This window comes from Corynebacterium hansenii, assembly GCF_030408795.1.
GTDB lineage: Bacteria > Actinomycetota > Actinomycetes > Mycobacteriales > Mycobacteriaceae > Corynebacterium > Corynebacterium hansenii.
This window is the reverse complement of sequence record NZ_CP047211.1, coordinates 2,543,996-2,569,136: the sequence shown is the minus strand read 5'-3', so window position 1 is coordinate 2,569,136 and position 25,141 is coordinate 2,543,996. Positions and strand designations below refer to the sequence as shown.

Annotated in this window: 22 protein-coding genes and 1 tRNA gene; 12 read left to right on the top strand and 11 right to left on the bottom strand. The window is 70.5% G+C overall.

The genetic code is table 11. The features are described 5' to 3' along the window. Positions 1–87: 87 nt before the first annotated feature. A complete protein-coding gene (locus CHAN_RS11375; RefSeq protein WP_290289862.1) occupies positions 88–1,572 on the bottom strand; it encodes a carboxyl transferase domain-containing protein in 1,485 nt (494 codons plus the stop codon). 222 nt (positions 1,573–1,794) lie between these two features. Here CHAN_RS11375 and CHAN_RS11370 point away from each other — a divergent pair, with 222 nt between their 5' ends. Further along, positions 1,795–2,742: a nucleoside hydrolase gene (locus CHAN_RS11370; protein WP_048740782.1), complete on the top strand. Its 948-nt coding sequence runs from the start codon at positions 1,795–1,797 to the stop codon at positions 2,740–2,742. Beyond that, positions 2,735–3,754, top strand: coding sequence for a ribokinase (locus CHAN_RS11365; RefSeq protein ID WP_290289860.1), 1,020 nt, complete (start codon positions 2,735–2,737; stop codon positions 3,752–3,754). The genes CHAN_RS11370 and CHAN_RS11365 overlap by 8 nt, the downstream gene beginning before the upstream one ends. Here CHAN_RS11365 and CHAN_RS11360 read toward each other — a convergent pair. From CHAN_RS11360 to CHAN_RS11345, 4 genes are read right to left on the bottom strand one after another with little or no spacing between them, the layout of a single operon-like run. Continuing rightward, positions 3,751–5,001, bottom strand: a complete 1,251-nt coding sequence (locus CHAN_RS11360; protein ID WP_290289859.1) for an ABC transporter permease — start codon at positions 4,999–5,001, stop codon at positions 3,751–3,753. The genes CHAN_RS11365 and CHAN_RS11360 overlap by 4 nt on opposite strands. Beyond that, entirely contained in the window at positions 4,998–5,909 is a 912-nt protein-coding gene (locus tag CHAN_RS11355) for an ABC transporter ATP-binding protein (protein WP_290289857.1), read from the bottom strand. The genes CHAN_RS11360 and CHAN_RS11355 overlap by 4 nt, the downstream gene beginning before the upstream one ends. 59 nt (positions 5,910–5,968) lie before the next feature. Further along, positions 5,969–6,547: a hypothetical protein gene (locus tag CHAN_RS11350; protein ID WP_048740791.1), complete on the bottom strand. Its 579-nt coding sequence runs from the start codon at positions 6,545–6,547 to the stop codon at positions 5,969–5,971. Beyond that, positions 6,544–6,876: a helix-turn-helix transcriptional regulator gene (locus CHAN_RS11345; RefSeq protein ID WP_290289853.1), complete on the bottom strand. Its 333-nt coding sequence runs from the start codon at positions 6,874–6,876 to the stop codon at positions 6,544–6,546. Before CHAN_RS11345 ends, CHAN_RS11350 begins: the two co-directional genes overlap by 4 nt. Before the next feature lie 108 nt (positions 6,877–6,984). On the opposite strand from CHAN_RS11345, the gene CHAN_RS11340 reads away from it, so the two are divergent. The 7 genes from CHAN_RS11340 to gcvT all read left to right on the top strand — a co-directional run bounded on the left by CHAN_RS11340 (position 6,985) and on the right by gcvT (position 16,702). Further along, complete coding sequence (locus CHAN_RS11340) at positions 6,985–8,754, top strand: FMN-binding glutamate synthase family protein (RefSeq protein WP_290289851.1); 1,770 nt, start codon at positions 6,985–6,987, stop codon at positions 8,752–8,754. A 33-nt stretch (positions 8,755–8,787) separates the two neighbouring features. Then, the gene (locus tag CHAN_RS11335) at positions 8,788–9,639 is read left to right on the top strand and encodes an aldo/keto reductase (RefSeq protein WP_290289848.1); all 852 of its coding nucleotides are present in this window, start codon (positions 8,788–8,790) and stop codon (positions 9,637–9,639) included. A gap of 34 nt (positions 9,640–9,673) precedes the next feature. Then, entirely contained in the window at positions 9,674–10,432 is a 759-nt protein-coding gene (locus CHAN_RS11330) for an enoyl-CoA hydratase (RefSeq protein ID WP_290289847.1), read from the top strand. A 14-nt stretch (positions 10,433–10,446) separates the two neighbouring features. Next, positions 10,447–12,915: an HAD-IC family P-type ATPase gene (locus CHAN_RS11325; protein ID WP_290289845.1), complete on the top strand. Its 2,469-nt coding sequence runs from the start codon at positions 10,447–10,449 to the stop codon at positions 12,913–12,915. Positions 12,916–13,196: 281 nt separating this feature from the next. Next, a complete protein-coding gene (locus CHAN_RS11320; protein WP_048740802.1) occupies positions 13,197–13,583 on the top strand; it encodes a DUF485 domain-containing protein in 387 nt (128 codons plus the stop codon). A gap of 3 nt (positions 13,584–13,586) precedes the next feature. Continuing rightward, complete coding sequence (locus CHAN_RS11315; RefSeq protein ID WP_290289843.1) at positions 13,587–15,245, top strand: monocarboxylic acid transporter; 1,659 nt, start codon at positions 13,587–13,589, stop codon at positions 15,243–15,245. A gap of 275 nt (positions 15,246–15,520) precedes the next feature. Further along, complete coding sequence (gene gcvT, locus CHAN_RS11310) at positions 15,521–16,702, top strand: glycine cleavage system aminomethyltransferase GcvT (RefSeq protein ID WP_290289840.1); 1,182 nt, start codon at positions 15,521–15,523, stop codon at positions 16,700–16,702. 58 nt (positions 16,703–16,760) lie between these two features. Here gcvT and CHAN_RS11305 read toward each other — a convergent pair whose 3' ends face one another. Beyond that, a complete protein-coding gene (locus tag CHAN_RS11305; protein WP_048740811.1) occupies positions 16,761–17,375 on the bottom strand; it encodes a hypothetical protein in 615 nt (204 codons plus the stop codon). 336 nt (positions 17,376–17,711) lie between these two features. On the opposite strand from CHAN_RS11305, the gene CHAN_RS11300 reads away from it, so the two are divergent. Beyond that, a complete protein-coding gene (locus tag CHAN_RS11300; RefSeq protein ID WP_290289838.1) occupies positions 17,712–19,436 on the top strand; it encodes a DUF6777 domain-containing protein in 1,725 nt (574 codons plus the stop codon). Positions 19,437–19,604: 168 nt separating this feature from the next. On the opposite strand, the gene CHAN_RS11295 is transcribed toward CHAN_RS11300, so the two are convergent. Both CHAN_RS11295 and CHAN_RS11290 read right to left on the bottom strand, forming a co-directional pair. Further along, entirely contained in the window at positions 19,605–19,937 is a 333-nt protein-coding gene (locus CHAN_RS11295) for a hypothetical protein (protein WP_048740815.1), read from the bottom strand. Positions 19,938–20,363: 426 nt separating this feature from the next. After that, positions 20,364–20,436, bottom strand: a tRNA-Arg gene (locus tag CHAN_RS11290). Positions 20,437–20,752: 316 nt separating this feature from the next. Here CHAN_RS11290 and CHAN_RS11285 point away from each other — a divergent pair. Beyond that, complete coding sequence (locus tag CHAN_RS11285) at positions 20,753–21,043, top strand: cg0963 family protein (protein WP_065421479.1); 291 nt, start codon at positions 20,753–20,755, stop codon at positions 21,041–21,043. Between the two features lie 3 nt (positions 21,044–21,046). After that, complete coding sequence (cobF, locus tag CHAN_RS11280; RefSeq protein ID WP_290289835.1) at positions 21,047–21,841, top strand: precorrin-6A synthase (deacetylating); 795 nt, start codon at positions 21,047–21,049, stop codon at positions 21,839–21,841. A gap of 90 nt (positions 21,842–21,931) precedes the next feature. Here the strand turns inward: cobF and glpK are convergent, their stop codons facing one another. From glpK to CHAN_RS11265, 3 genes are all read right to left on the bottom strand, one after another. Further along, positions 21,932–23,452: a glycerol kinase GlpK gene (glpK, locus tag CHAN_RS11275; RefSeq protein ID WP_290293498.1), complete on the bottom strand. Its 1,521-nt coding sequence runs from the start codon at positions 23,450–23,452 to the stop codon at positions 21,932–21,934. An 82-nt stretch (positions 23,453–23,534) separates the two neighbouring features. Beyond that, positions 23,535–24,365 (bottom strand): helix-turn-helix domain-containing protein, encoded by an 831-nt coding sequence (locus tag CHAN_RS11270; protein ID WP_494337353.1) that lies wholly within the window; start codon positions 24,363–24,365, stop codon positions 23,535–23,537. Then, entirely contained in the window at positions 24,305–24,967 is a 663-nt protein-coding gene (locus CHAN_RS11265) for a helix-turn-helix domain-containing protein (RefSeq protein ID WP_290289833.1), read from the bottom strand. The genes CHAN_RS11270 and CHAN_RS11265 overlap by 61 nt, the downstream gene beginning before the upstream one ends. Positions 24,968–25,141: the final 174 nt, after the last annotated feature.

Sequence of the window (25,141 nt, the reverse complement as noted above, 5' to 3'; positions counted from 1 at the left end):
GGCCGGAAACGGCGGCGCGAAGAAGAGGGGCGCGGCAGGCGGATCGATCCGCCCGCCGCGCCCCTTGCGCGTGTCCGGCCACCGGCGTCACGAGCCCAGCGCGAACTCCCGGTAATGGGCGAAGCGCTGCTCGCGGCCGACGCGCTCGGGGGCGGTCTCCAGCGTCCACAGGGCGTGGGCGATCGCGCCCAGGACCCGGTCGACCAGCTCGTCATTGTCCTCCGGCTCGGCGATGATCTCGTCGATGACCCCGGCGGACAGCAGTGCTTCGGCGGCGACGCCCTGGGCCTCCATCATCTCGGGCGCGTGCTCGGTGTCGCGGTGGATGATCGCCGACGCGCCCTCGGGCGGCAGCGGCGACAGCCAGGCGTCGTGCATGGCCAGGGCCCGGTCGGCGGGCAGCATCGCGAGGGCGCCGCCGCCGCAGCCCTGGCCGAGGATCATGGACACGGTGGGCACGCGGACGTCGAGGAGCGCGGTGAGGGTGCGGGCGATCTCGCCGGCCATCGCGTTTTCCTCGGCTTCCTTGGTCAGTTCGGCGCCGGGCGTGTCGATCACCGTGACCAGGGGAATCCGCAGGCTCTCGGCCAGGCGGATGGCCCGCTGGGCGAAGCGCAGCGACCCCGGGCCCATCGGGTCCGGCCCCAGGGGCGGCTGCCGGTGGCGGTCCTGCACGACGATGATGACGGGGCGCCCGGCGATGCGGGCCAGCACGGCTCGCACCGCGTCGTCGTTCTCGCCGTCGCCGGTGCCCGACAGCGGCACGGAACGGTCCTCGAGCGCGGCGAGGATGTCCCCGCCACCCGGGCGCGACGGTTCGCGGGTGCGCAGGATCGACTCCCAGGCGCCGCGGCCGTCGGGCACGGCGTCCGCCGGCGGCGCCGGCTCGGCGGTCTCCACGTCCGGCATGAGCACGTCGACGGTCCGCCGCACCGAACCGCGCAGCCCCTCGGGCGAGATGACGCCGTCGATGATGCCGCGCTCGTACAGGTTTTCCGCGCTCTGCACGCCCTCCGGGATGCCGGTGCCCGTCGTCAGCTCGACCACCCGCGGGCCCAGGAAACCGAGGAGCGCGCCCGGCTCGGCGAACGTGAAGTGGCCGGAGGAGCCCCACGACGCCATGACGCCGCCGGTGGTGGGGTTGCGCAGGTACACGAGGAAGGGCAGGTGCGCGTCCTTGTGCCTGGCGACGGCGGTGGTGATGGACACCATCATCGCGAATGCCGGGGTGCCCTCCTGCATGCGCGTGCCGCCCGAGGTGGGCGACAGCAGCAGCGGCAGGCCCTCGGCCGTGGCGCGCTCGATGCCGCGGATGATCCGCCGAGCCGTCGCCGCGCCGATCGAACCGGCGAGGAACGAGAACTCGGAGCAGATCACCGCCACTCGGCGCCCGCCGACCTCTCCTTCGCCGGTGAGCACGGCCTCGTCGACCCCCGACTTCTCGCGGGCCCGGGCCAGGGTGGCGGCGTAGTCGTCGCCGATGTCCCCGTAGTCCGGGGGAGTGTCCCAGCTGCGGTAAGTGCCGCGGTCGATGACGGAATCGATGAGTTCGCGTGCGCTCGTGCGTGACATGCCCCCAGGTTATGGGAACGGAATGATTTCCGCCCCGCCCGTCCCATCCGTGCCGCCCACCCCTCCCGCGGGCGGCCCCGCCGTCCGGCCCCGCGGTCCGGGCCGCGGGACGGGCGGAAACCTGGATAATGGGGATTGACAGGGCCACGGTCGCGCGTCGAAGGCGCCCGGCGATCGGGCCGCCGCTGGAGACGGGCGCCGAAACGGAGAAAACACCCGGCGATGAAGACCATCCTCGACCTCGACACGGGCATCGACGATGCCCTGGCGCTGGCCTACGCGCTCGGCTCTCCGGAGCTGGAGCTCATCGGCGTCACCGGCACCTACGGCAACGTCCTGATGAAGGACGGCGTCGCCAACGACCTTGCCCTGCTGGACCTCTTCGGCCACCCGGACGTCCCGGTGTTCCGGGGCGAGCCGCACGCCTCGGCCAAGGACGGCTTCGAGGTGCTGGAGATCTCGGCGTTCATCCACGGCAAGAACGGCATCGGCGAGGTGGAGCTGCCCGAGTCGCGGCGGCCCGCCGACGAGCGCGGGGCGGTCGATTTCCTGGTCGATTCGGTCCGCGAGCACGGCGATGACCTGGTCATCGTCGCCACCGGCCCGATGACGAACCTCGCCGCCGCGATCGACCGGGACCCGGAGTTCGCGCGGAACGCCCGCATCGTCATCATGGGCGGCGCCCTGACCGTGCCGGGCAACGTCCGCCCGTGGGCCGAGGCGAACATCAACCAGGACCCGGAGGCCGCCGACAAGCTCTTCCGCTCCGGCGCCGACGTCACCATGATCGGCCTCGACGTGACGCTGCAGACGCTGCTCACCTACGAGGAGACGAAGCGGTGGCGCGACCTGGGCACCGACGCCGGCCGGGTGCTGGCGGACATGACGGACTACTACATCCGCGCCTACGACACCACCGCCCCGCACCTGGGCGGCTGCGGGCTGCACGATCCGCTGGCCGTCGGCGTCGCGGTCGACCCGTCGCTGGTCACCGTCATCGAGCACAACATGAAGGTCGACCTCGAGGGCGAGACCCGCGGGCGCACCATCGGCGACGAGGTCCGGCTCAACGACCCGGAGAAGAACGTGAAGGTGGCCGTCGGGGTGGACGTGGAGCGGTTCCTCTCCGAGTTCATGGCGCGCGTCGGGGCGGTGGCGGCCGATGACTGACGCGGGCCCGCTTTTCGACGCCCTGGCGTCCGCGCCGGGCGCCGTGGCCGTGATGGGCTCGGCGAACGCGGATCTGACCGTCCGCGTGGCCGAGCTGCCGAAGCCGGGGGAGACGATCGCCGGCGGCCCGCTGCAGGTGCTGCCGGGCGGCAAGTCCGCCAATCAGGCGGCGACGGTCGCGCGCCTGGGCGTCCGGGCGACGTTCGTCGGGGCGGTCGGCGCCGACCCGAACGGCGGCATGCTGCGCGATTCGCTGGTCGCCGCGGGAGTCGACGTCTCGCATCTGTCCGAATCGGAGGCGGCCACCGGCACCGCGATGATCCTGGTCGACGATGACGCCGAGAACTGCATCGTCATTTCCCCCGGCGCGAACGGGACCGTCGACGGCGGGTTCGTCGCGAAGCACGCCGACGCCATCCGCGGCGCGGACGTGCTGGGCCTGTGCCTGGAGGTCTGCGACGACGCGGTCGTCGAGGCCGCGCGCATCGCGTCGGAGGCCGGCGTGACCGTGGTGTTCAACCTCTCGCCCGTGCGCGACGTGCGGGCGGAGCTGCTGGACCTGGTCGACGTGCTCATCGTCAACGAGCATGAGCTGGCCGCGCTGGTCGGCTCCGCCGCGGCGGCGGAAGGCGCCGAGACGGGCGATTGGTCCGACGCGGCGACGGCGCTGGCCGCGAAGCACGGGATCCGCACCGCCGTGGTCACCCTCGGTGGCGCGGGATCTGTGGTCGTGGAAACCGGCGACCGGGAGGATCCGGGCGACGCCGCGACCGCCGCGGTCACCGCCACCCGCATCGACCCCCTGCGCGTCGACGTCGTGGACACCACCGGCTGCGGCGATTCCTACATGGGCAGCCTCATGGCCGGCCTGGCCTCGGGTCTGCCGGTGTGCGACGCCGCCCGCCTCGCGGCCGTGGTGTCGGCCTACGCGGCGGGCGGCGAGGGGGCCCAGGCCTCCTACGGCACCGCGGACCAGGTCCGGGCGTTCGCGGAGACCGGGCGGCGGGGCTAGCCCTTCAGGGCCTGCATCCAGGTGACCCGGGAGCCGGTGCGCAGCACGTTGCGCGGGTAGATCTTCGCCGCCACGAAGAGCATGACCACGCAGGCGGCGGCGAGGATCGCGCCCGAGCCCAGCAGCTGCCACCCGGAGAAGCCGCCCATCGCGTACTGCAGCGGCGCGGTGGTCACCGACGCCGGCGGGATCCACGAGGCGACCCGCATGAACGTGGAGTCCAGCGCCGACCAGCCGAAGGCCGGGACGTAGATGGCAACGAAGGACAGGATCAGCACCGGCATCTGCGCCGCGCCGAAGTCCTCCATGCGGCTGACCAGCGAGCCGGCCGTGGCGTACAGGGCGGCGAACAGGGTGTAGCCGAGGATGAAGAACGGCAGCAGCGTCGCCACCGCACTCCACGGGATGGAGAAGTTCTCGGCCAGCCCCGTGATGACGATGGTCACCGAAGCGGATGCGACGATCGCGGCCATCATCAGGGCGCCCGCGAGCCCGGCGCCGATGATCTTGCCCGCGAGCAGGTGCAGCGGGCGGATGGTCGCCAGCATGATCTCGACGACGCGCGAGGACTTCTCCTCGATCACGGAGCTGGCGACGGCGCCGCCGAACATCATGATGCCGGTGATCATCACGATCACGCCGACGCCCACGACCAGCAGCGCGGCGGCGTCGATGTCCTTCACGCTCTGCGCCTTCACCGAGCCCTGACCGGCCGCCTGGGCGACCGCGGCGGGGTCGCCGCCCTGCGCGGCGATGGCCTCGGCCTGCAGATGCTGGGCGAGCGCGGCATTGAGCGTCGTGGCGAGCGAGTCGGGGGCGCGGTCCTGCAGGAGCGCCCACTGGTTCGGACCGGCCGCTTGGCCGCCGTCGCCCGTGGCGGGCAGCAGGACCGCGTCGACGGAACCGTCGTCGAGCATGGACCGCGCCTCGTCCTCAGAGGCGGCCGCGCGGGTTTCGACGGGCTTCTGGCCGGGGACTTCCGGCGCCTGCGCGAGCGCATCGGCGAACGGGGCCTCGCCGACGACGGCGATGACGGTCGGCTCGGTGCCCTGCCCGTCGTCGCGGGTGAAGTACGCCGCGGCCAGCACGCCGCCGACGGCGAGGACGATGCCGAGGACCAGCGTGACCAGGGAACCCTTCTTCAGCAGGTTCTCGCGGAACTCGCGCTTGGCGACGAGCCCGATGGCCGTCGACGCGCGGTAGCCGCCGGAGCGGGTGGTGGGGGAGTCCTTGACTGGGGTGCTCATGACTGCACGACCTCCTGGTACAGCTCGGTCAGCGGAATGTGGACGGGCCCGAAGGAGCGCACCGGGCCATGGGAGCGGGCGAGATCGAGCAACTGCTGGTCGACGTCGGCCGGGGCGCCGTCGGCAAGCGTGACGACGGTCCGGCCGCCCGCCTCGACGCGCGAGGACGCGACGCCGGGGACGCCGTCGGCCCAGCCCTCCGGGGCGGACGGGACGTCGACGCCGATCAGCGACGGGCCGGTCGCGCGGAGTTCCGCGACCGTGCCCTCGGCGAGCATCCTGCCGTCGCGGATGATGCCGACTCGGTCGCACAGGCGCTCCACCAGATCGAGCTGGTGGGACGAGAACACGACCGGGATGCCCCGGTCGGCGCGCTCGCGCAGCACCCGCGACATCACCCGGACCGCGATGGGGTCGAGACCCGAGAAGGGCTCGTCGAGGACGAGGACCTCCGGGTCGTGGACCAGCGCGGCCGCCAGCTGCACGCGCTGCTGGTTGCCCAGCGACAGGGTGTCGACCTTGTCGCCGGCCCGTTCGGTGAGGTTCAGCGTCTCCAGGAGCTCGCCGGCGCGGTCCTTCGCGGTCGCGGCGTCCATGCCGTGGAGCCGCGCGAAGTAGACGAGCTGGTCGAGCACCTTCTCCTTCGGGTACAGGCCGCGTTCCTCCGGCATGTAGCCGATGGTGCGGCGCGAGGTGTCGTCCAGGGGCTCGTCGCCCAGGCGGACCTCGCCCCCGTCGGTGGTCAGCACGCCCAGCGCGATGCGCATGGTCGTGGTCTTGCCCGCGCCGTTCGCACCGACGAATCCGTAGATTTCGCCGGGCCGGACGGTGAGGCTCATGCCGTCGAGGACCTGCAATCGCCCATAGGATTTGCGCAGGCCGTCGATGATGAGGGGTCGTCCCTTCATGGCGGTGTTCCTTTCGGTCGGTCGGTTGTCGGGGTGCGTGTGCGGGTCGGCGGCGGCCATCAGTCGTCCGCCATGGTCCAGGCGATGACGATCGTCGGCAGCGAGAGGATGGCCAGGAAGCAGACGAGGAACGAGATGCCCGCGAAGTAAGGCACGTACCTGGCCCAATCCGGGGCGTCGTTCATCACCCACGTGCCCACGATGATGAGCGCGAGGGCCGTGAACAGCCCCAGCCACGTGAACGCCCGGTAGGCGAGGCTGCGCAGCCCCTCCACGCGCTCCCGCTCGTATTCGTCGAGGCACGACGCCGGGGCTCCGTCGATGTTGTCGGTGACGATGCCCAAAATCGTCCACGTCGGCAGCGCGATGAAGGTCACGACCATCCAGACGAGGCTCCACCAGGTGGCGATGGCGCCGGTCAGCGCGGCCGCGAGCAGCACGCCCGCGACGGCGAACAGAACCAGCATCACCAGTTGCGCCACCACCAGGCGCCGCCGCATGGCGCGGTTGCGCAGCTTCGGGAACCATCCCGCCATCTGCTCGCGGCGCTCGTGGAACTTCCGTTCCCGCCGCGCCTGCCAGCGATCCAGGATCCCGCCGGCCGAATGGCCGCCGGCTGTCGGGTTCGTGGGGTTCATCGCGTCTCCTGTTCCTGGGCGGGGGTTCCGCCGGTGGACGGTCGGTCTGGTCGGGGGGCCGGTTCCCCGGCCCGCGGATAGAGGGTGGCGGACATCGGCGCGAATTCCTCGCGCGAGAACACGGCCTCCACGGGCAGGCCGAAGACCCCGCAGATGCGGAACGCGAGGTCGAGGCTGGGGTAATGGTCCCCGCGCTCGAGCGCCCCGATGGTCTGCGGGTTGACGTCGACCGCCTCCGCCAGTTGCGCGCGGCTGAGCCCGCGTTCCGCGCGCAGCACCGCCATGCGATTGAAGATCGGCCTCTGTGGACCACGTTTCACCGGGCTCATGCAACCGAGTGTTGTGAAAACCCAACGGTTTGTCAATGGGGTCGGCGAGAATTCCCCGTTTGAAATTGAAAATGCCTTGTGACGAGTAACACACGTACCCTGGTAACCGTGATTACTCGGCCAACGATCCTCGGCATCCTCTTCGTCGCCAACGTCATCGCGCTGGCGCTCACCGTCTTCGTCAGCCCCTGGTGGGCCGTGCTCCTGGCGGTGTTCGTGTTCCTCGATCTCGTCGCCGTCTACGACGTGCTCATCCAGAAGAAACACACGCTGCTGCGGATCTACCCGATCCTCGGCCACGCGCGGTACATCCTGGAATCGATCCGGCCCGAGACGCAGCAGTACTTCATCGAGCGCAACTTCGACGGCACGCCCTTCGACCGCGACACGCGGTCCGTCATCTACGAGCGGGCCAAGGGCCTGGGGTCGAAGAAATCCTTCGGCACCGAGCGGAAGATCACCGAACCCGGCTACGAGTACATCCCGCATTCCATGGCGCCGTCGCGCTCCGTCAACGCCAACCCGCGGGTGCGCCTGGGCGGCGAGGAGACGACGCAGCCCTACGACGTGTCCATCTTCAACATCGCCGCGATGAGCTTCGGCGCCCTGTCGCCGAACGCGGTGCTGGCCATGAACAAGGGCGCGGCCATGGGCGGATTCGTCCACGACACCGGCGAGGGCTCCATCTCCCCGTACCACCTGGAGTACGGCGCGGACCTGTTCTGGGAGATCGGTTCGGGCTATTTCGGCTGCCGCACCGAGGACGGAGACTTCGACCCGGAGAAATTCCGCGAACGCGCCGCGCTGCCCGAGGTGAAGGCCACCTACCTGAAGATCAGCCAGGGCGCGAAGCCCGGCCTCGGCGGCATGCTCCCCGGCGACAAGGTCGACGAGGTCATCGCCGAGACCCGCGGTGTGCCGGTGGGCAAGGGCGTCACCAGCCCGCCTTTCCACCGGGTGTACTCCACCCCGCGCGAGCTGGTCCGTTTCATGGGCACCATGCGCGAGCTCAACGGCGGCAAGCCCGTCGGCTTCAAGATCTGCGCCGGCTCCCGCATCGAGTTCCTCGCCGTGTGCAAGGCGATGGTGGAGGAGAACATCACGCCGGACTTCATCGTCGTCGACGGCGCGGAGGGCGGGACCGGCGCCGCGCCGCTGGAGTACTCGGACCGCGTCGGCATGCCGCTGACCGACGGCCTGGTGCTCGTGCACAACGCTCTCGTCGGCGCCGGCCTGCGCGACCGGGTCAAGATCGGCGCGACGGGCAAGATCGTCACCGGCTTCGACATCATCAAGCGCATGTGCCAGGGCGCGGACTTCATGGCCTCGGCCCGCGGCATGATGATGGCCACCGGCTGCATCCAGTCGCAGCTCTGCCACACCAACCAGTGCCCCGTGGGCGTCGCCACGCAGGATCCGAAGCGCTGGAAGGCCATCGACGTCGAGGACAAGGCCAACCGCGTGCGCAACTTCCACGACGCCACCGTCCAGGAGGCCGTGGGCATGCTCGCCTCGATGGGCCTGGAGAGCTTCGACCAACTGTCGCCGTCGATGCTCTTCCGCCGCACCTCCGACGAGTACGCCGAGACCTACGCCGAGCTGTACAACTGGCTCGAGCCCGGCGAACTGCTGTCCGGAACCCGGTTCCACGCCTGGGCCGCGGACTGGGAGATCGCCGACCCGGAGCGGTTCTGGTACCCGGAGCTGCACGGGGGCACGAAGCCGGGGATCGAGGACGACGGCGAGGTGGGCACCGCGGAGCTCGCCGGAATCCGCCCCGGTGCCGCGGCGGAAGCGGGCGCCGACATCCGCTCCACCGGCGGCGCCGCGAACACCGCGCGGGTGGCCGAGGAGATGCAGGACGACGACGCCCGGTAGCCGGGCCCGGCGGCGCGGGAGTACAAAAGGGGCATGGCCAATGACGAATTCGACGGCACCATTCCCTCCCTGACGCTGAACGACGGAAACTCGATTCCCCAGATCGGCCTGGGCACGTGGCGGATGGACGACGACACCGCCCGCCGCTGCGTCCGCCACGCGATCGGCATCGGCTACCGGCACATCGACACCGCCTCGCTGTACGGCAACGAGGTCGGCGTCGGTCAGGGCATCGCCGACGCCATCGCCGCGGGCGACGTCGCGCGCGAGGACCTGTTCGTGACCACGAAGGTGTGGAACGACGCCCAGCGAGCCGCCGACACCCGCCGCTCGGCCGGCGACTCGCTGCGGCGCCTCGGCCTGGACCACGTCGACCTGCTGCTGGTCCACTGGCCGTGCCCGAAGCAGAACCTCTTCGCAGAGAGCTACGGCGAGATCATGGCACTCCGCGACGAAGGCCTGACCAGGTCCGCGGGCGTCGCCAACTTCTACTCCGAGGTCCTCGACGAACTGCCCGAGGCGCCGGCGGTCAACCAGATCGAACTGCATCCCGGCCTGCCCCAGGACGAGCAGGTCGCCGACGACGCGCGCCGGGGCGTCGTCACGCAGTCCTGGGCCCCGCTCGGCCGGGCCAAGCGCTTCGGGTCCGGGCCCATCGCCGACATCGCGGCCGAGCTCGGCCGCACTCCCGCCCAGGTGACCCTGCGGTGGCACCTGCAGCGCGGCCTGGTGGCGATCCCGAAGTCCGCGGACGAGGGCCGCATGGCGGAAAACCTCGGGGTGCTCGGATTCGAGCTGACCGACGCCCACATGTCGGCCATCGCCGGGCTGGCCGACCCGGAGTCGCGCATCGGCGGCGACCCCCGCTTCTTCGGCGACGAGTGAACGGCCGCCGCCGCGCGCCGGTAGGTTTGGACCCATGTCTGAGAACCCCGGGAACTCCGAGATCCGCGTCGAGTGCGATGGGCCGATCACCACGATCACCATCGACCGCGATCACAAGCGCAACTCCCTGAACGCACGAGTGTGTTCGGACATCGCCGACGCGGTGGACGCCGCGCCGGGCCGCGCGGAGTGCAGGGTCATCGTCATCCGCGGCGAGGGCCGCGCGTTCTGCGCCGGGGCCGATCTCGGCGGGCAGCACAGCGACGGCAACTTCCACGTCCAGCTCGCCCGCATGCTCCATGCGCTGCAGGAATGCCCGCGCATCATCATCGCCGACGTCCAGGGCGCGGCGGTCGGCGCCGGCATGCAGCTGTCGATGGCGGCGGACCTGCGCGTGGTGGGCGAGCGCGGCTGGTTCATGATCCCGCCGGTCAAGCTCGGCATCGCCGTCGACGCATGGACCATCCGCCGCACCCGCGTGCTCGTCGGCGGCGCCCGCGCGCGCACCATCCTCCTCGCCGCCGAGCAGATCGACCAGGCCGAGGCGAAGTCGTGCGGCCTGGCGTCCTACCTGGGCGATTCGAACGTCACCCGCGAGGTCGCCGAGCGCATCGCCTCCTTCGCGCCGATGAGCCTCGAGTACCACAAGATGGTGCTCAACGACGACGAGACGAACCTGCCCCCGAAGCCGGAGCAGCGCGAGCTGTACGAGGCCGTGTGGGCGTCGGAGGACGCCGCCGAAGCCGGCCGGGCCCGCGCCGAGAAGCGCGACCCGGTGTTCCGCGGGAAGTGAGGGGCGGTTCGCCGATGCGTCCGGAAAGCGGGGGAGCCGCGACCGCCTTCGCCACCGGCCCCGGCGGGCTGACGGCGGAGCAGGTCGGGCAGCGGCGCAGCGCCGGGCTGGTCAACCACCTGCCGCCGACGTCGGGCCGCACGGTCACGGACATCATCCGCGCGAACGTGTTCACGCGGATCAACGCGATCCTGGCGGTGCTGCTGGCGATCGTGCTGTGGACGGGGTCGTGGGTCAACGGCGCGTTCGGGCTGCTGATCATCGCCAACTCGATCGTGGGCGTGGTGCAGGAGCTGCGGGCGAAGCGGACGCTGGACAAGCTGTCCATCGTCGGCCGCGCCCGGCCGATGGTCATCCGCGACGGCGGGCCGGCGCGGGAGATGGACCGCGAGGAGATCGTCGTCGACGACCTGGTGGAGCTCGGCGCGGGCGACCAGATCATCGTCGACGGCGTGGCGCGGTCGGTCGACGGCCTCGACGTCGACGAGTCGCCCCTCACCGGCGAGTCGAAGCCGGTGCACAAGAGCGTCGGCGACCCCCTGTACTCGGGTTCGCACGTCGTGTCGGGCAGCGGCACGCAGCAGGCCACGAAGGTCGGCGCCGAGGCGTACGCCGCGCAGTTGGCCGCGGAGGCCAGCAAGTTCACGCTGACGGATTCGGAGCTGCTGCGGGGCATCAACAAGATCCTCCGCGTGATCACGTGGATCCTCATCCCGACGGGGGCGCTGGTCATCTGGACGCAGCTGTTCCGCTCGGGGCTGCCGTTCCGGGAGTCGCTGCTGGCGATGGTCGCGTCGCTGGTGCCGATGGTCCCCGAGGGCCTGGTGCTGATGACCACCATCGCCTTCGCCATCGGCATCGTCCGCCTGGGCCGACGCAAGGTGCTCACCAACGAGCTGCCGGCGATCGAGGGGCTCGCCCGCGTCGACGTCGTGTGCGTGGACAAGACGGGCACGCTGACGGAAAACCGCATGCACCTCCGCGAGATCCTCCCGCTTGACGACGACGCCGGCGTCGAGGAGGTCCGCCGGGTCCTGGCGGCTCTGGGGCACCTGGAGGAACGCCCTAACGCGACGTCGATGGCCATCAACGAGAGCCTGGCGGAAAGCGGCGTCGCCGACCCCGGGTGGGCGGCGACCGACAAGATCCCGTTCACGTCGGCGAGGAAGTGGTCGGGCGCCACGTTCGCCGCGGACGGGGCGGAAGCGGGGACGTGGGTGCTCGGCGCCCCCGACATCCTCGCGGCCGACGGTTCGCCCGCCCTGGATCGGGCGTCCGAGCTGATGGCAGGAGGGCTCCGCGTCCTGCTGCTGGCCCGCGCCGCGGTCGCTTCGGTGTCCGACGTCGTGGTGGGCCCCGGCGAGCCCGTCGAAAAGCACCCGGGAATGCTCGAGCCGGTCGCCCTGGTGGTGCTCGACCAGACGCTGCGCCCCGACGCCCGCGAGACGCTGGAGTACTTCGACCGCGAGAACGTGACGGTGAAGGTCATCTCCGGCGACAACGCCGCCTCCGTCGGCGCGGTGGGACGCACGCTGGGGCTGCCGGGCGCCGACCGGCCCGTCGACGCCCGCGAACTGCCCGATCCGAACGCGGGAGAAGAGGAGGCGGAGGCCTTCGCCGATGCGGTGGCGGAGGGCAACGTCTTCGGCCGCGTCACCGCGGACCAGAAGCGGTCCATGGTCCGGGCGCTGCAGTCGCGCGGGCACGTCGTGGCCATGACCGGCGACGGCGTCAACGACGTGCTGGCACTCAAGGACGCCAACATCGGCGTGGCCATGGGCGCGGGCGCGCCGGCGACCAGGTCCGTCGCCCAGCTGGTGCTGCTGGACAACCGCTTCGCCGTCATGCCGCACGTGGTGGCCGAGGGCCGCCGCGTCATCGGCAACATCGAGCGGGTGGCCAACCTCTTCCTGACCAAGACCATCTATTCGGTCTTCCTGGCGCTGGCGGTGGGCATCATCGGGTACGCGTACCCCTTCGAGCCCATCCACGTGACCGTCACCGGCTGGTTCACCATCGGCATCCCGGCCTTCGTGCTGTCGCTCGCACCCAACCACGAGCGCGCCAAACCGGGGTTCTCGTCGCGGGTGTTCCGCCTGGCCCTGCCGTCGGGGCTCATCGTCGGCGCGCTCACCTTCGCGTTCTGGCTGTGGGCCTACCCGGGCCCCGACGCCGAGCCGGCCGTCGAAGGCGCCGCCTCGACGGCCACGCTGGTGGTCCTGATCATCTCGGCTTTCTGGGTGCTCGCCGTCGTCGCAAGGCCCTACGAGCCGTGGAAGATCGCGTTGCTGGCCGTGGCGGGCGGCGCGTACCCCGTGATTTTCCTGGTCCGACCGATCGCCGCGGCGCTGCACCTGCATCCCGTGCCGACCGTGACCGGGTTCGCGGCGGTGCTCACCGGGATCGCCGGCGCGGTGCTCGTGGAGACCGTGTGGCAGGTCAACCGGAAACGGGCGAATCACCTTCGAGGACAAAACAGTTAATGGGAATTAACTGAAATGCGGTTCATTCGGGGGTAACTCCGTTAGTTGCCATTCGCGCAGGTGGGCCGGACCTTTGGGGGTGGCGTGAACTTCCTTAAATCCCGCTGTGAGTGTGACGTGTTTCGCAGGTCGGGGTGTTCCAGGTAACTTCATGGGCGCACATATCCAGGTGTGACGCGACGCACAACGCGTTCGCCGAGTGAGGTGTCACCCACGGCCGGCGCCGTTCAGGCCGGCGTGAACCGTGATTGTCCGTACATGATGAACCGGAAAGGCACACAGTGTCCGCAACCCCCAAGCCGGTAAACCGGCACAAGCCCACCGCAGCGGAGTACCGCTACGTTCAGGGCACCGAGGAGTTCCAGGAGCTCCGCACGACGTTCCGATCCTTCACGATCCCGCTGACCATCGCGGGCCTCGTCTGGTACGTCGGCTACGTGCTCCTGGCCACCTACATGCCCGACCTGTTCGGCACCGAGATGCCCATCGTCGGCAACCTCGGCATCCTGCTGGGTCTCCTGCAGTTCGTGACCACCTTCTTCATCACGTGGTGGTACATCGGCTTCGCCAACAAGAAGCTCGAGCCGAAGCAGGCCGCCATCCGCGAAGAGATGGAGTCCGGCGCCATCGCCGAGAAGCTCGGCACCGCCACCAAGGAGGTCAAGTAAGCGATGAACACCCTCAACCTCCTCGCGCAGGGTTCGGACCTCGGCGAGAGCAACCCGATCCTCAACATCATCGTCTTCGTCGCGTTCATCGTGATCACGATGGTCGTCGTCACCCGCGTCTCCAAGGGCGGCAACAAGAAGGACGCCTCGGACTTCTACACCGGCGGCGCCCAGTTCTCCGGCACCCAGAATGGTCTGGCCATCGCCGGCGACTACCTGTCCGCCGCGTCCTTCCTGGGCATCGTCGGCGCCATCGCCATGACCGGCTACGACGGCTTCCTGTACTCCATCGGCTTCTTCGTGGCCTGGCTCGTCGCGCTGCTGCTCGTCGCCGAGCCGCTGCGCAACGTCGGCAAGTTCACCATGGCCGACGTGCTGGCCTTCCGCCTGCGCCAGCAGCCGGTCCGCACCGCCGCCGCCGTCACCACGCTCGCGGTCACGCTGTTCTACCTCATCGCCCAGATGGCCGGCGCCGGCTCGCTCGTCGCCGTGCTGCTCAACCTGGACGGCAAGCTCGAGCAGTCCATCGTCGTCGCCATCGTCGGCATCGTCATGATCGCCTACGTCCTCATCGGCGGCATGAAGGGCACCACCTACGTCCAGATGATCAAGGCCGTCCTCCTGGTCGGCGGCGTCGCCATCATGACCGTGCTGGTGTTCTTCACCGCCAAGTCCGGCTTCGTCGGTCTGCTCGAGCAGGCCGTCGCCAAGCACGACGCGTCCGCCCTCGCGGCGGAGGCCGGGACCAAGGGCTCCCAGCTCCTCGAGCCGGGCATGAAGTACGGCAAGGACGCCATCACCAAGCTCGACTTCATCTCGCTGGGCCTGGCCCTGGTGCTCGGCACCGCCGGCCTGCCGCACGTGCTCATGCGCTTCTACACGGTGCCCACCGCCCGTGAGGCCCGCAAGTCCGTGACCTGGGCCATCGTGCTCATCGGTTCGTTCTACCTGATGACCCTCATCCTGGGCTTCGGCGCCGCCGCGCTGGTCGGCCCCGACGCCATCAACGCCGCCCCGGGCAAGGCCAACGCCGCGGCCCCGCTGCTGGCCCTCCAGCTCGGCGGCTCCATCTTCATGGCGCTGATCTCCGCCGTCGCCTTCGCCACCGTGCTCGCGGTCGTCGCCGGCCTGGCCATCACGGCCTCCGCGTCCGTCGGCCAGGACCTCTACCAGGCCGTTCTGAAGAAGGGCACCGCGACCGAGGAGCAGCAGGTCCGCGTCTCCCGCATCACCGTCGTCGTGCTCGGCATCGCGTCCATCGTCCTGGGCATCCTGGCCATGTCGCAGAACGTCGCCTTCCTGGTCGCGCTGGCCTTCGCCGTCGCCGCGTCCGCGAACCTGCCGACCATCCTGCTGTCGCTGTTCTGGAAGAAGTTCAACACCGCGGGCGCCGTCGCCTCGATGTACACCGGCGTGGGCTCGGCCCTGCTGCTCATCTTCTTCTCGCCGGCGGTGTCCGGCCTGAAGACCTCGATGGTCCCCAACGCCGACTGGGCCTGGTTCCCGCTGCAGAACCCGGGCCTGGTGTCCATCCCGCTGGCGTTCATCGCGGGCATCATCGCCACGTACGTGGGCAAGCCGGACAACCTGGACGACCTCCAGGCCGAGATGGAGGTCCGCTCCCTCACCGGCGTCGGCACCGAAGCCGCCGTCGACCACTAGGCGCGACACCCGCGGAGCACCCCGCGTGCGGAGGTCATCGCCCGCACCGGGTGAGCGTCCCCACGGTGGCGCCCCCGCTCCCGCACCCGACCCCGTCCCCCAACCCCGGATCGACTCCGGCGGCGAGGGGCGGGGTCCGCGCTTTTCCGGGGTTCCGCCGCCGTCGCCGGGTACGCCGTTGACCTGGCGTAAGCGGAAATCCCGGGGCGGGGATAGAGTGGTGGCCGACCATGCCCGCCGGCGTCGGGCACGTGACGAAACAGCAGGAGGCACCCATGAACGACTCGACCGCCAACCCGAACTCCGGGGCGACGCCGCTGCGCAGCCCGCTGCATGACCGGCATGTGGCGCTGGGCGCGGAGATGCGCGACGTCGGCGGGTACGAGCTGCCGTTCCGCTACGCCTCCGAGTTGGAGGAGCACAAGGCCGTGCGCGAGGCCGTGGGCCTGTTCGACCTCTCGCTGATGGGCGAGATCCGCGTCTCCGGCCCGGACGCCGCCCGCTTCCTGGCGCACACCCTCATCTCCGCCATCAAGCCGATCGCGCTGGGCAAGGCGAAGTACACGATGATCGTCCAGGAGGACGGCGGCATCATCGACGACCTGATCGTCTACCGCCTGGGCGTCAACGAGTTCATGCTCGTGAACAACGCCGGCAACATGCTCGAGGTCTACCGCACGCTGTGCGAGCGCGTCGGCGGCTACGACGTCGAGGTCGTCGACCGCAGCTCCGAGATCGCGCTGATCGCCGTGCAGGGCCCGAAGGCCGCGAAGCTGCTGCGCCGGGTGGTGCCCGCCGACTCCCATGGCACGCTCGACGCGCTGCGCTACTACTCCTGCACGTCGCTGGAGGTGGCGGGCGTGGAGATGATCGTCGCCCGCACCGGCTACACCGGCGAGGACGGCTTCGAGGTGTTCCCGCCCGCCGAGCGCGGCGCCGAGGTGTGGGACGCCCTGCTGGCCGCCGGCGCGGCGGTTGCCGATCCCGAGGACCCGGCCGACGACGGCGCCGATCTCGGCGTGCGCCCGTGTGGCCTGCTGTGCCGCGACATCCTGCGCCTGGAGGCGGGCATGCCCCTGTACGGCCGCGAGCTGACGCGGGACCGCACCCCGCTGGAGGCCGGCCTGAAGTCCGTGATGGGCCCGACGAAGGGCAACTTCATCGGGCGCAACGCCCTGGTCAATCAGCCTCAGCCGAAGGAGCTGCTGGTCGGCCTGCAGATCGAGGGCAAGGTCGCGCCGGAGCGCGGGGCCGTGCTTCGCGACGCCGACGGCAACGAGGCCGGCGTGATCACCTCGACCAAGGTGTCGCCGACGTTCGGCCATCCGATCGCGTTCGCCTACGTGCAGCGGTGGCTGTCCACCAAGGGCACGGAAATGAAGCTGGACATCGACGGCGAGGAGCGCACCGCCACCGTCGTGCCGATGCCGTTCTACAACCGCAAGCGCCGCAAGTAGCCCGGGCGGGCTGCGCCGGGCTGGTCGAGCTGCGCCGGGTCCGTTGAGCTGCGCCGGGTTACGCCGGGCGGGAGGGCTCCGGCGTCGTCCGCGGGGGAGCGGGGTTGCCCCGCCCGCGCCCGGCCGCGTCGTCTCCGCCGCCGGCGCCCCCGTCGTTGCCGTTCGACGGCTCGCTCGGCTCTTCCGTCGGCGTCGTGGGCTCGCCGGTCGGCTCGGTGGGGGAGGGTTCCTCGAGGATCACCGTCCACCGCGGAACCGGAGCGCCCGCGCAGATGAGGATCTGGCCGTTGACCGCGGGGCGCAGGGTCCCCTGCAGCCCCGGGCACGGCGCGCCCACGCGGGCCCGGCCGTCGGCGGTGCGGGTCGCCGACGTCGTGCTCGACGACGTCCACGTGGACGTCGAAGTGGTCTCGCCGCGGCTCGGGGGCATCGCGGATGTGGGTTCCTCCGAGGTGGTCGTCGGCCCGTCGGAAAGTGATTCCGTGGTGGCGGCGGCGGTGGTCTCCGCTTCGCTCGCCGACGTCGGCGTGCCCCGGTCCGCGGCGTTCGAGGCGGTGGCGGCGCCGGCGTCCGCCGACGGCGCCGGGGCACCGCCGACCCCGTCCTGAGGGGCGCAGGCGGCGGTCAGCAGAGCGGCGCCGCATGCCGCGGCGGCGATGATGGTGCGCTTCATGGCGTTGCCTCCCCGGGGTCCCTGATCCATTTCTCGCGTTCGAGTCCGGGGTGAGCCTACATGGTCGGGCCCGTGCGCGGGCATTTCACCGGAAATGCGCCCAGGGGAACGCCGTTTTCCGGCGTTACCCCTCAAGGAGGTCGCCCGCTGCGTTACAGGCGATCCCGGGGCGCTCCGAAAGCGCCGCTGGCCAGGTGGTTTCCATCCCAAACGGGGGCACCGCAAAAAGGGGCCGGAGCCGGCTCGCCGGGCGGTTGCGGCGACTTTACGCTGGGCGGCACAGGGCACTGGCGCCAACGGGGCGTCGCCCGCCCCTTTCTCAGGAGTGACAGTGACATGACCACCCCACCCCCGGGATACGGATCCCCGGCCCCATTCCCACCGCAGGCTCGGGCACGTGGGGGAGGTGGATCCAAGTTCCTGTGGGCGGGGCTCGCGGTGTTCCTCGCCGCGGTGCTCGTCGGCGGCGGGCTCGCCTGGTCCGGATGGAAACCGGGCGGCGACCGCAACGTGGCCGAAATGTCCTACATCTCCGCCGGTGATCCCGGCCCGTCGCCGTTCACCGACTCGGTGTCGGAAGTGGACCGGGACCAGATCGTCCCGGTCGCCCGCGAACAGCTCGCCGGCGGGGTCGAGGGCGGCGCTGATCAGCTCTACGGCGGCAGCGGCAACCGGGCCGTCTGCGACCAGGAGGGGCTGATCCGCAACCTGCGGAGCATGCCGGACCGGCGCTCCGCCTTCGCCGGGGCGCTGGGGCTGTCCGACGGCCAGGTCGACGACTACATCCGGTCGCTGAAGCCCGTCGTGCTGATGCACGACACCTGGGTGACCAACCACTCCTACGCCAACGGCCGGGCCCTGCCCTACCAGGCGGTTCTGCAGGCGGGGACCGCGGTGCTCGTCGACGCATACGGCGTGCCGCGCGTGAAGTGCGATTGCGGCAACCCGCTGGCGCAGCGCTGGGCCGGGTACGTGGTCCCGTCGTCGGTCGCCCCGTGGCCGGGGTACGACCCCTACCGGGTCATCTACGTCTACGCGCCGGAGTACCACTACACGACCATCAACGTGACCAACATCTACGAGGAGGGCGACTCGTACGACATCACGTTCAACGAAAACGAGATCGTCGTGCCCGAACGGCCCGAGCTCGCGACGACGCCCGCCGACATGGGCGTCAAGCCCAACGAGGAGCTGCTCGCCTCCGAAGGCGCCGAGCCCGCGCCCCGCGAGGAATGGGATCCCGCGGACGGCGAGAAGCCGACGCGCCCGGCCGAAGACGAGAACGGGGCCGGCGCGGGTGTTCCGGCGCAGGCGCAGGCCGACGACGAAGACGCCGGCGACCGCGACGCGAAGAAGGCCGACAAGAAGTCGGACAAGAAGGACGAGAAGAAGTCCGACAAGAAGGGCGCGGATGACGTAGCCGATGCGTCGGTGGCGCTGCCCGCGAAGTCGAGCCCGAGCTTCGACGCGGACACGTCCAGCTTCCTGGAGGGCAAGCCGGTGACCCTGGCCGTGCGCGGTCTGGACAAGGCCGGCGACACGGCGGCCGGCAAGTGCGACATCAAGCTGGAGATCGAGAATGCCGGCGGAAAGACCGTCAAGACGGATCAGAAGAAGGGCGTCGCCTGCAAGCAGTCCTTCGGCGTCTCCGGCCTGAAGAAGGGCTCGTACCGCGCGAAGGCGACGGTGACCTCCAAGAGCGGCAAGGGGTCGGCGACGGATTCGGTCAGCTTCAAGGTCGTGGATGAGCTCGATTCCACGAGTTCCTCCAGCTCGACCTCGTCGTCCTCGAAGCCGAAGTCCAGCACGAGCAGCCGCTCGTCGGCGGCGACCAGCAGCCGGCCGGCCGACACCACGCGGACGACGACCACCACGGAGCCGACGGTGCCGACCTCGACCCCGAGCGGCGATACCGGTGGTTCGGGTAACTCGGGCAACTCCGGCAATTCGGGCAACTCGGGCAACTCGGGTACGGGTGCCGGCACCGGGGCCGGCACGGGCGGGGCGGAAGCCCCGGCCGCGGGCGCGGCCGACCAGTCGGGCGCCGATTCGACCGGTTAGACGGCGGGCGTGAGCGGCGCCGCCGCCGATGAACGGCGGGCGGGCGCTTCTCGCCCCTGCCCCAAAACGCCACAAGACGCCGACCACGCCCCTTCCGCGGGGCGGTGGTCGGCGTCGCAAAGCAACGCGCGGAACGCTCGCAGCCTATGCGGGCGTTCCGTCGACTGACTAGGCCTGGCCGGCGGCGCGGCGGGCCTTTTCCTCTTCGGCTTCCTTCTTCAGCTTCTCCTCGAGTTCCTCGAGCTCCTCGTGGAACAGCTCCTTGCGGTCCTCGAGGGAAATGTTGCCGTCGAGCTCGGAGAAATTCGCGCCGTAGCGCTGGCCGAGGAACATCTCCACGGCGGCGCCGAGCTGCTTGGCGTCGTAGAAGTTCAGCAGGAGAATCTGCTTCTCGTTTTCGTCGACGAGGCGCAGGCGCAGGTTGCCGTCGATGTCGGTCAGGCGGGCGAAAACCTTCACTCCGTCGACGTCGGTGAATGCGGGCTTCCTGGAGGCGGGCATTGTGCAGTCCTTTCCGTGGGATCTTCCACTGTGGGCGGGAGCGCCGAAAAACCCTCGCGCAACCTGGACGGTTCTTGGGTGGGTCCCCGGTTCTTCCGAGGTGCACCCGATTTCCGAATGCACCATTTCCACCATCGACAGTAACCATGTTCGGCGGGGCTCCGCCGGGTGAGATTCCCGCCTCAGCGGGTGAACGGTGATCGCATGCGTCTGACCAGCGCGAAACGGGCAAAATTGCGCGGCGCGGGCGACCCCGTTCCCCCGTTCGGGTGGCGGGTGGCGCAGTCGCCTGGGCGTGCCGCGGTCCCGGGGTGCCCGCGGGGCGCGCGCGAAATCAATTTGCGGGGAATGTGCGGACAACGGGGAGTGCGGGCTTTGCGACGGGAAAACCCCTCCATCATTCGTGCGGGTGGAGGGGTTTCGTCGTGCCCCAGGCAGGAATCGAACCTGCGACACCGGCTTTAGGAGAGCCGTGCTCTATCCACTGAGCTACTGGGGCGATCGTCGGCTGCGGGCGCGGTTTCCGCGGGCTTCCCGCGGACTTTACGCGAGCCTCTCACCGAAACCTCGGCGTGCGTTCCGCGCGCGCCCCCGCTGCGACGCCACAACTTTACCCCACTGGCCGGGTGGGGCCGAAAGCCGTGATCATCGCTACATTTGTCCGGCATCGTCCCAGCGTGCGTGAATCACGGCTAACGCCGGTCCCCCCGTCGCGCGCGGGGGCCGGGCCGCGGCCCCCGGCCCCGACTACCATGGGATTCACGGCCCCGTCGACCACCGGCGGCGGCCGAATCGAGAATAGCGAGGTCCAGAAAGTGCTGAAGCCCACGTTCACCGACGTCAACGGCATCCAGTTCGTGTGCCAGGTGACCAACGATGCGGAATCCCCGCATCTCGTCGTCTCCGCCCTGCAGGACGATGGCACGCTGAAGCCGGTGATGGTCCTCAACAACTACGACGCCAAGTACCTGGGCAACGCCTGCGACGTGTACCTGAAACAGTCGTGGGCCAACCGCTACACGGCCGGCACGCTGTCGGCCCTGAGCCCCGAGGAGATGAACGGCGCGTTCGGCGCCGACGCCACCTCCGCGGGCGCGGCGCGCTAGCCCGTGGGAGACGCCGCATCGGCCGTTCTGGCCATCGACGTCATCGGCATGGGCGCCGGCAGCCCCGCGCATCTGACGCTGGAGGCCATCGAGGCGCTCCGCGGCGCGGACGTGGTGTTCGCGCTGGACAAGGGCGAGGCGAAGTCCGATCTGCTGGACGCCCGCCGCGCCATCCTCGCCGCCCACGCTCCGCACGTGGAGCTGGTCGCCGTCCCGGATCCCCCGCGCGACCGCGACCCGGCCGATTACGGCGGGGAGGTCCGCGATTGGCATCGGGCGCGGGCCGAGCTGCTTCACGACGCCATGGTGCGCTCCCTGACCGCCGATGACCGCGGTCCGCGGCGCGGCGCGTTTCTGGTGTGGGGCGATCCGTCGCTGTACGACTCGACGCTGCGCATCCTCGACCGCATCCGGGGGCTCGGGGCGACGCTCGACGTCCGGGTCATCCCGGGCATCACGGCGGTGCAGGCGCTCACCGCGGCGCACGCGACGACGCTCAACCGCATCGGCCGCCCGGTCCTGGTGACCACCGGCCGCCGGCTGGGCGAGCGCCCCGCCGGCACCGACGCCGTGGTCATGCTCGACGGGGGAGCGGCGTGGCTCGACCATGCCGCCGATGACGAGGAGATCCTGTGGGGCGCCTACCTGGGCACCCCGATGCAGGAGCTGCGCCGGGGCCGCGTCGGCGACATCGGCGCGGAGCTGGCCGACCTGAAGGCGGCCTTGCGCGCCGAGCGCGGGTGGATCATGGACATTTACCTGCTGCGCCCGGCGGGGACGACGGACGCGGGGGAGTGACGCCGGGGGGCGGGGGAGGGAGCAGCGCACCCTTCCCGTCCGCCCCGCCCCGCGTGAGCGGCGGAGCAGGCCTTCAACCGCCCCGGCGGATCAGTCCTCCACCCAGTCGAGGGTGCGCTCGACGGCCTTGCCCCATTCCGCGAACAGGGCGTCGCGCCGCTCGGCGTCCATGGCGGGCTCGAAGGTCACGTCCTCGCGCCACATCGCCCGGATTTCGTCGGTGGATTCCCAGAACCCCACGGTCAAGCCGGCCGCGTAGGCGGCGCCGAGCGCGGTGGTCTCGGTGATCACGGGCCGCGTCACCGGCACGTCGAGGATGTCCGCCTGGAACTGCATGAGCAGGTCGTTGGGCACCATGCCGCCGTCGACGCGCAGGGCGGTCAGCGTCACGCCGGAGTCCCGGTTCATGGCCTCGACGACCTCGCGCGTCTGGTAGGCGGTGGCCTCCAGTGCGGCGCGGGCGATGTGGCCCTTGTTGATGAACCTGGTCAGCCCCGCGATCACGCCCCGCGCGTCGGGCCGCCAATGCGGCGCCAGCAGCCCGGAGAACGCCGGCACGATGTAGCACCCGCCGTTGTCGTCGACCGTTTTCGCGAGCTTTTCGACGGACGGCGCATCCGGGATCAGGCCGAGGTTGTCGCGGAGCCACTGGATGAGAGACCCCGTCACAGCGATGGACCCCTCGAGCGCGTAGACGGGCAGTTCGTCGCCGATCCGGTAGGCGACCGTCGTGATCAGCCCGTGGTCGGAGCGCTGCGCGACCGTGCCCGTGTTGAGCAGCAAAAAGTTGCCCGTGCCGTACGTGTTCTTCGCCTCGCCGGGTTCCAGGCAGGCCTGGCCGAACGTGGCGGCCTGCTGGTCGCCGAGGATGCCGCCGATGGCCACGCCGTGCAGCGGCCCGTTCCACCGCACCTTGCCCAGGTACTGCGACGAGCTCGCGATGGCCGGCAGCATCTCCATGGGGATGCCCATGGCCTCGCACAGGCCCTGGTCCCACTCGAGGGTCTCCAGGTTCATGAGCATCGTCCGCGACGCGTTGGTGACGTCGGTGACGTGCAGCGCCCGGCCCTCGCGGCGGGTGAGGTTCCACGTCAGCCACGTGTCGACGGTGCCGAACAGCAGGTCGCCGGCCTCCGCCCGCCGGCGGGCGCCCTCCACGTTGTCCAGGATCCAGGCGATCTTCGGCCCGGAGAAATACGTCGAGACCGGAAGGCCTGTGATGCGGCGGACCCTCTCCTCGCCGACCTCGTCGCGAAGCTTCCTGCACATCTCCTCGGTGCGGGTGTCCTGCCAGACGATGGCGTTGTGGATGGCGCGGCCGGTGTGCCGGTCCCACACGATGGTGGTCTCGCGCTGGTTGGTGATGCCGACGGCGGCGACGTCGGCGGCCGTCCACTCCTCGTCCGCCATGACGTCCGCGATGACGCGGCGGGTGTTGCGCCAGATCTCCTCCGGATCATGCTCGACCCACCCCGGCCGCGGCATGATCTGCCGGTGCTCCATCTGGCTGGTGCCGCGGCGCCGGCCCTCCCTGTCGAACAGGATGCACCGCGTCGACGTCGTGCCCTGGTCGATTGCCGCGACGACGGCTCCGCCGCCCGGCTGGAACAGCGCGCGGGCCTGCGCGTCGAACTCGGTTTTGAACTGCCCGGGGATTCTCACGCCCATGAGTCTACGGGCCGGGCGCCGCGCATCAGGTGCCAATCCCCGTGCCGGGTTCGGCGTGCCCGTACGGGACGGACGGCGAGATGTTCTCGTCGATGAGCACCGCCGTCCCCGCCGGCGGGAACGCCCGCTGCATGCAGGCCGTCCGCGGGCACGTCGCGCAGCCGGGGCCGATGGGCACCGCCCGGTCCGGATTGAGCTCCAGGCCCCGCGAATACACCAGCCGGTGGGCGTCGTCGAGATCGCAGCCCAGGCCGATGGAGTACTCGGTGGGGTCGACGCCGAAACCCCCGCGCGGGTGCGCGACGGTGCGGGCTATCCACAGGTAGGCGCGGCCGTCGGGCATGCTCGACACCTGCCGCACGATCGTCTGCGGCTGATCGAACGCGCGGTGCAGGACCCACAGCGGGCACGACCCGCCGTGGCGCGAAAAGTGGAACGCCGTGGCCGACTGGCGCTTGGAGATGTTGCCGGCGCGGTCGGACCGCAGCAGGAACAGCGGCACCCCCGACATCCCGGGCCGCTGCAGCGTGGACAGGCGCTGGGCGATGGTTTCGAAGCCGGCGCCGAACCGGATCTTGAGCTGGTCGATGTCGTACGCGAGTTTCTCGGCCTCCCGGATGAAGGGCGCGTACGGCAGGACGACCGCCGCCGCGAAGTACTGGGCCAGCCCGAAGGTGGCCAGCTCCATGGAGTCGGCGGTCGGCAGCGCGCCCGGGTCCAGCTGCCCGCGCAGCAGCTCCCCGAGGCGCAGGAACGCCAGCTGCATGGCCATCTCGAACGTCGCCTGGGTGCGGGTCAGATCGCCCCGCAGGCGCAGGTTCCGGGCGGTGGCGTCGTACACGCGGCGCGGCAGCAGGTGCCCGTCGCCCGAGTCGTCGGCGACGGGCGTCCGGGTGACCGCGATGCCGTGCTCGGATTCGAGGATGCGCCGGAGCGCGTCGGCCCGTTCGCCGCGGGGCACGGGCAGGCGCTCGGACAGCGCCTCGGCTTCCCGGTCGACGGCGTCGAAGTAGTTGGCGTTGGCGTGGAAGAAGTCCCTGACCAGCTCATGCGGGGGAGCGGAGGGTTCCTGCGCCGCCGGGGGCCGCCCGGCTCCGGGGCCGCCGACCGCGCCGACGCGAGCCGGGACATGGTCAGCATGTCCTGCGCGAGATCGGGGAACCGCGTGGCGAAGTCCGACAGCTCCCCGAGCGCCGGCGTGCGCCCCAGGGCGTCGGACAGCGACTGCTGCAGGGCGGTGGCGGTGCGGGAGGCGCGTTCGCCGGAGAAGTACTCGGCCGGCACGTCGAACACGGACGTCAGGCGCATCAGCGTCGTCACCGTCAGCGGCCGGTGATCGTTCTCCAGCTGATTGAGGTAGCTCGTCGAAAAGCCGAGCTTCCGTGCCATCTCGACCTGCGTCAGCGCGCGCTCCTTTCGCATCGCGCGGATGCGCGCACCCGCGAAAACCCGTGACATGCATCCTCCTTCCCTGGCACCGCGCGATGCTGAAATGCCTTCTCACCAGGCAATTACGCAAGTTTCGCAATTTCGCTCTCCTGTGGAAACAAAAATACGCGATGGGAAACTCTATCGGTGTCGAATGTCACTGCTTAGGTTCGGCTGTGACGCAGATCTCCCCGGATGGGTGGG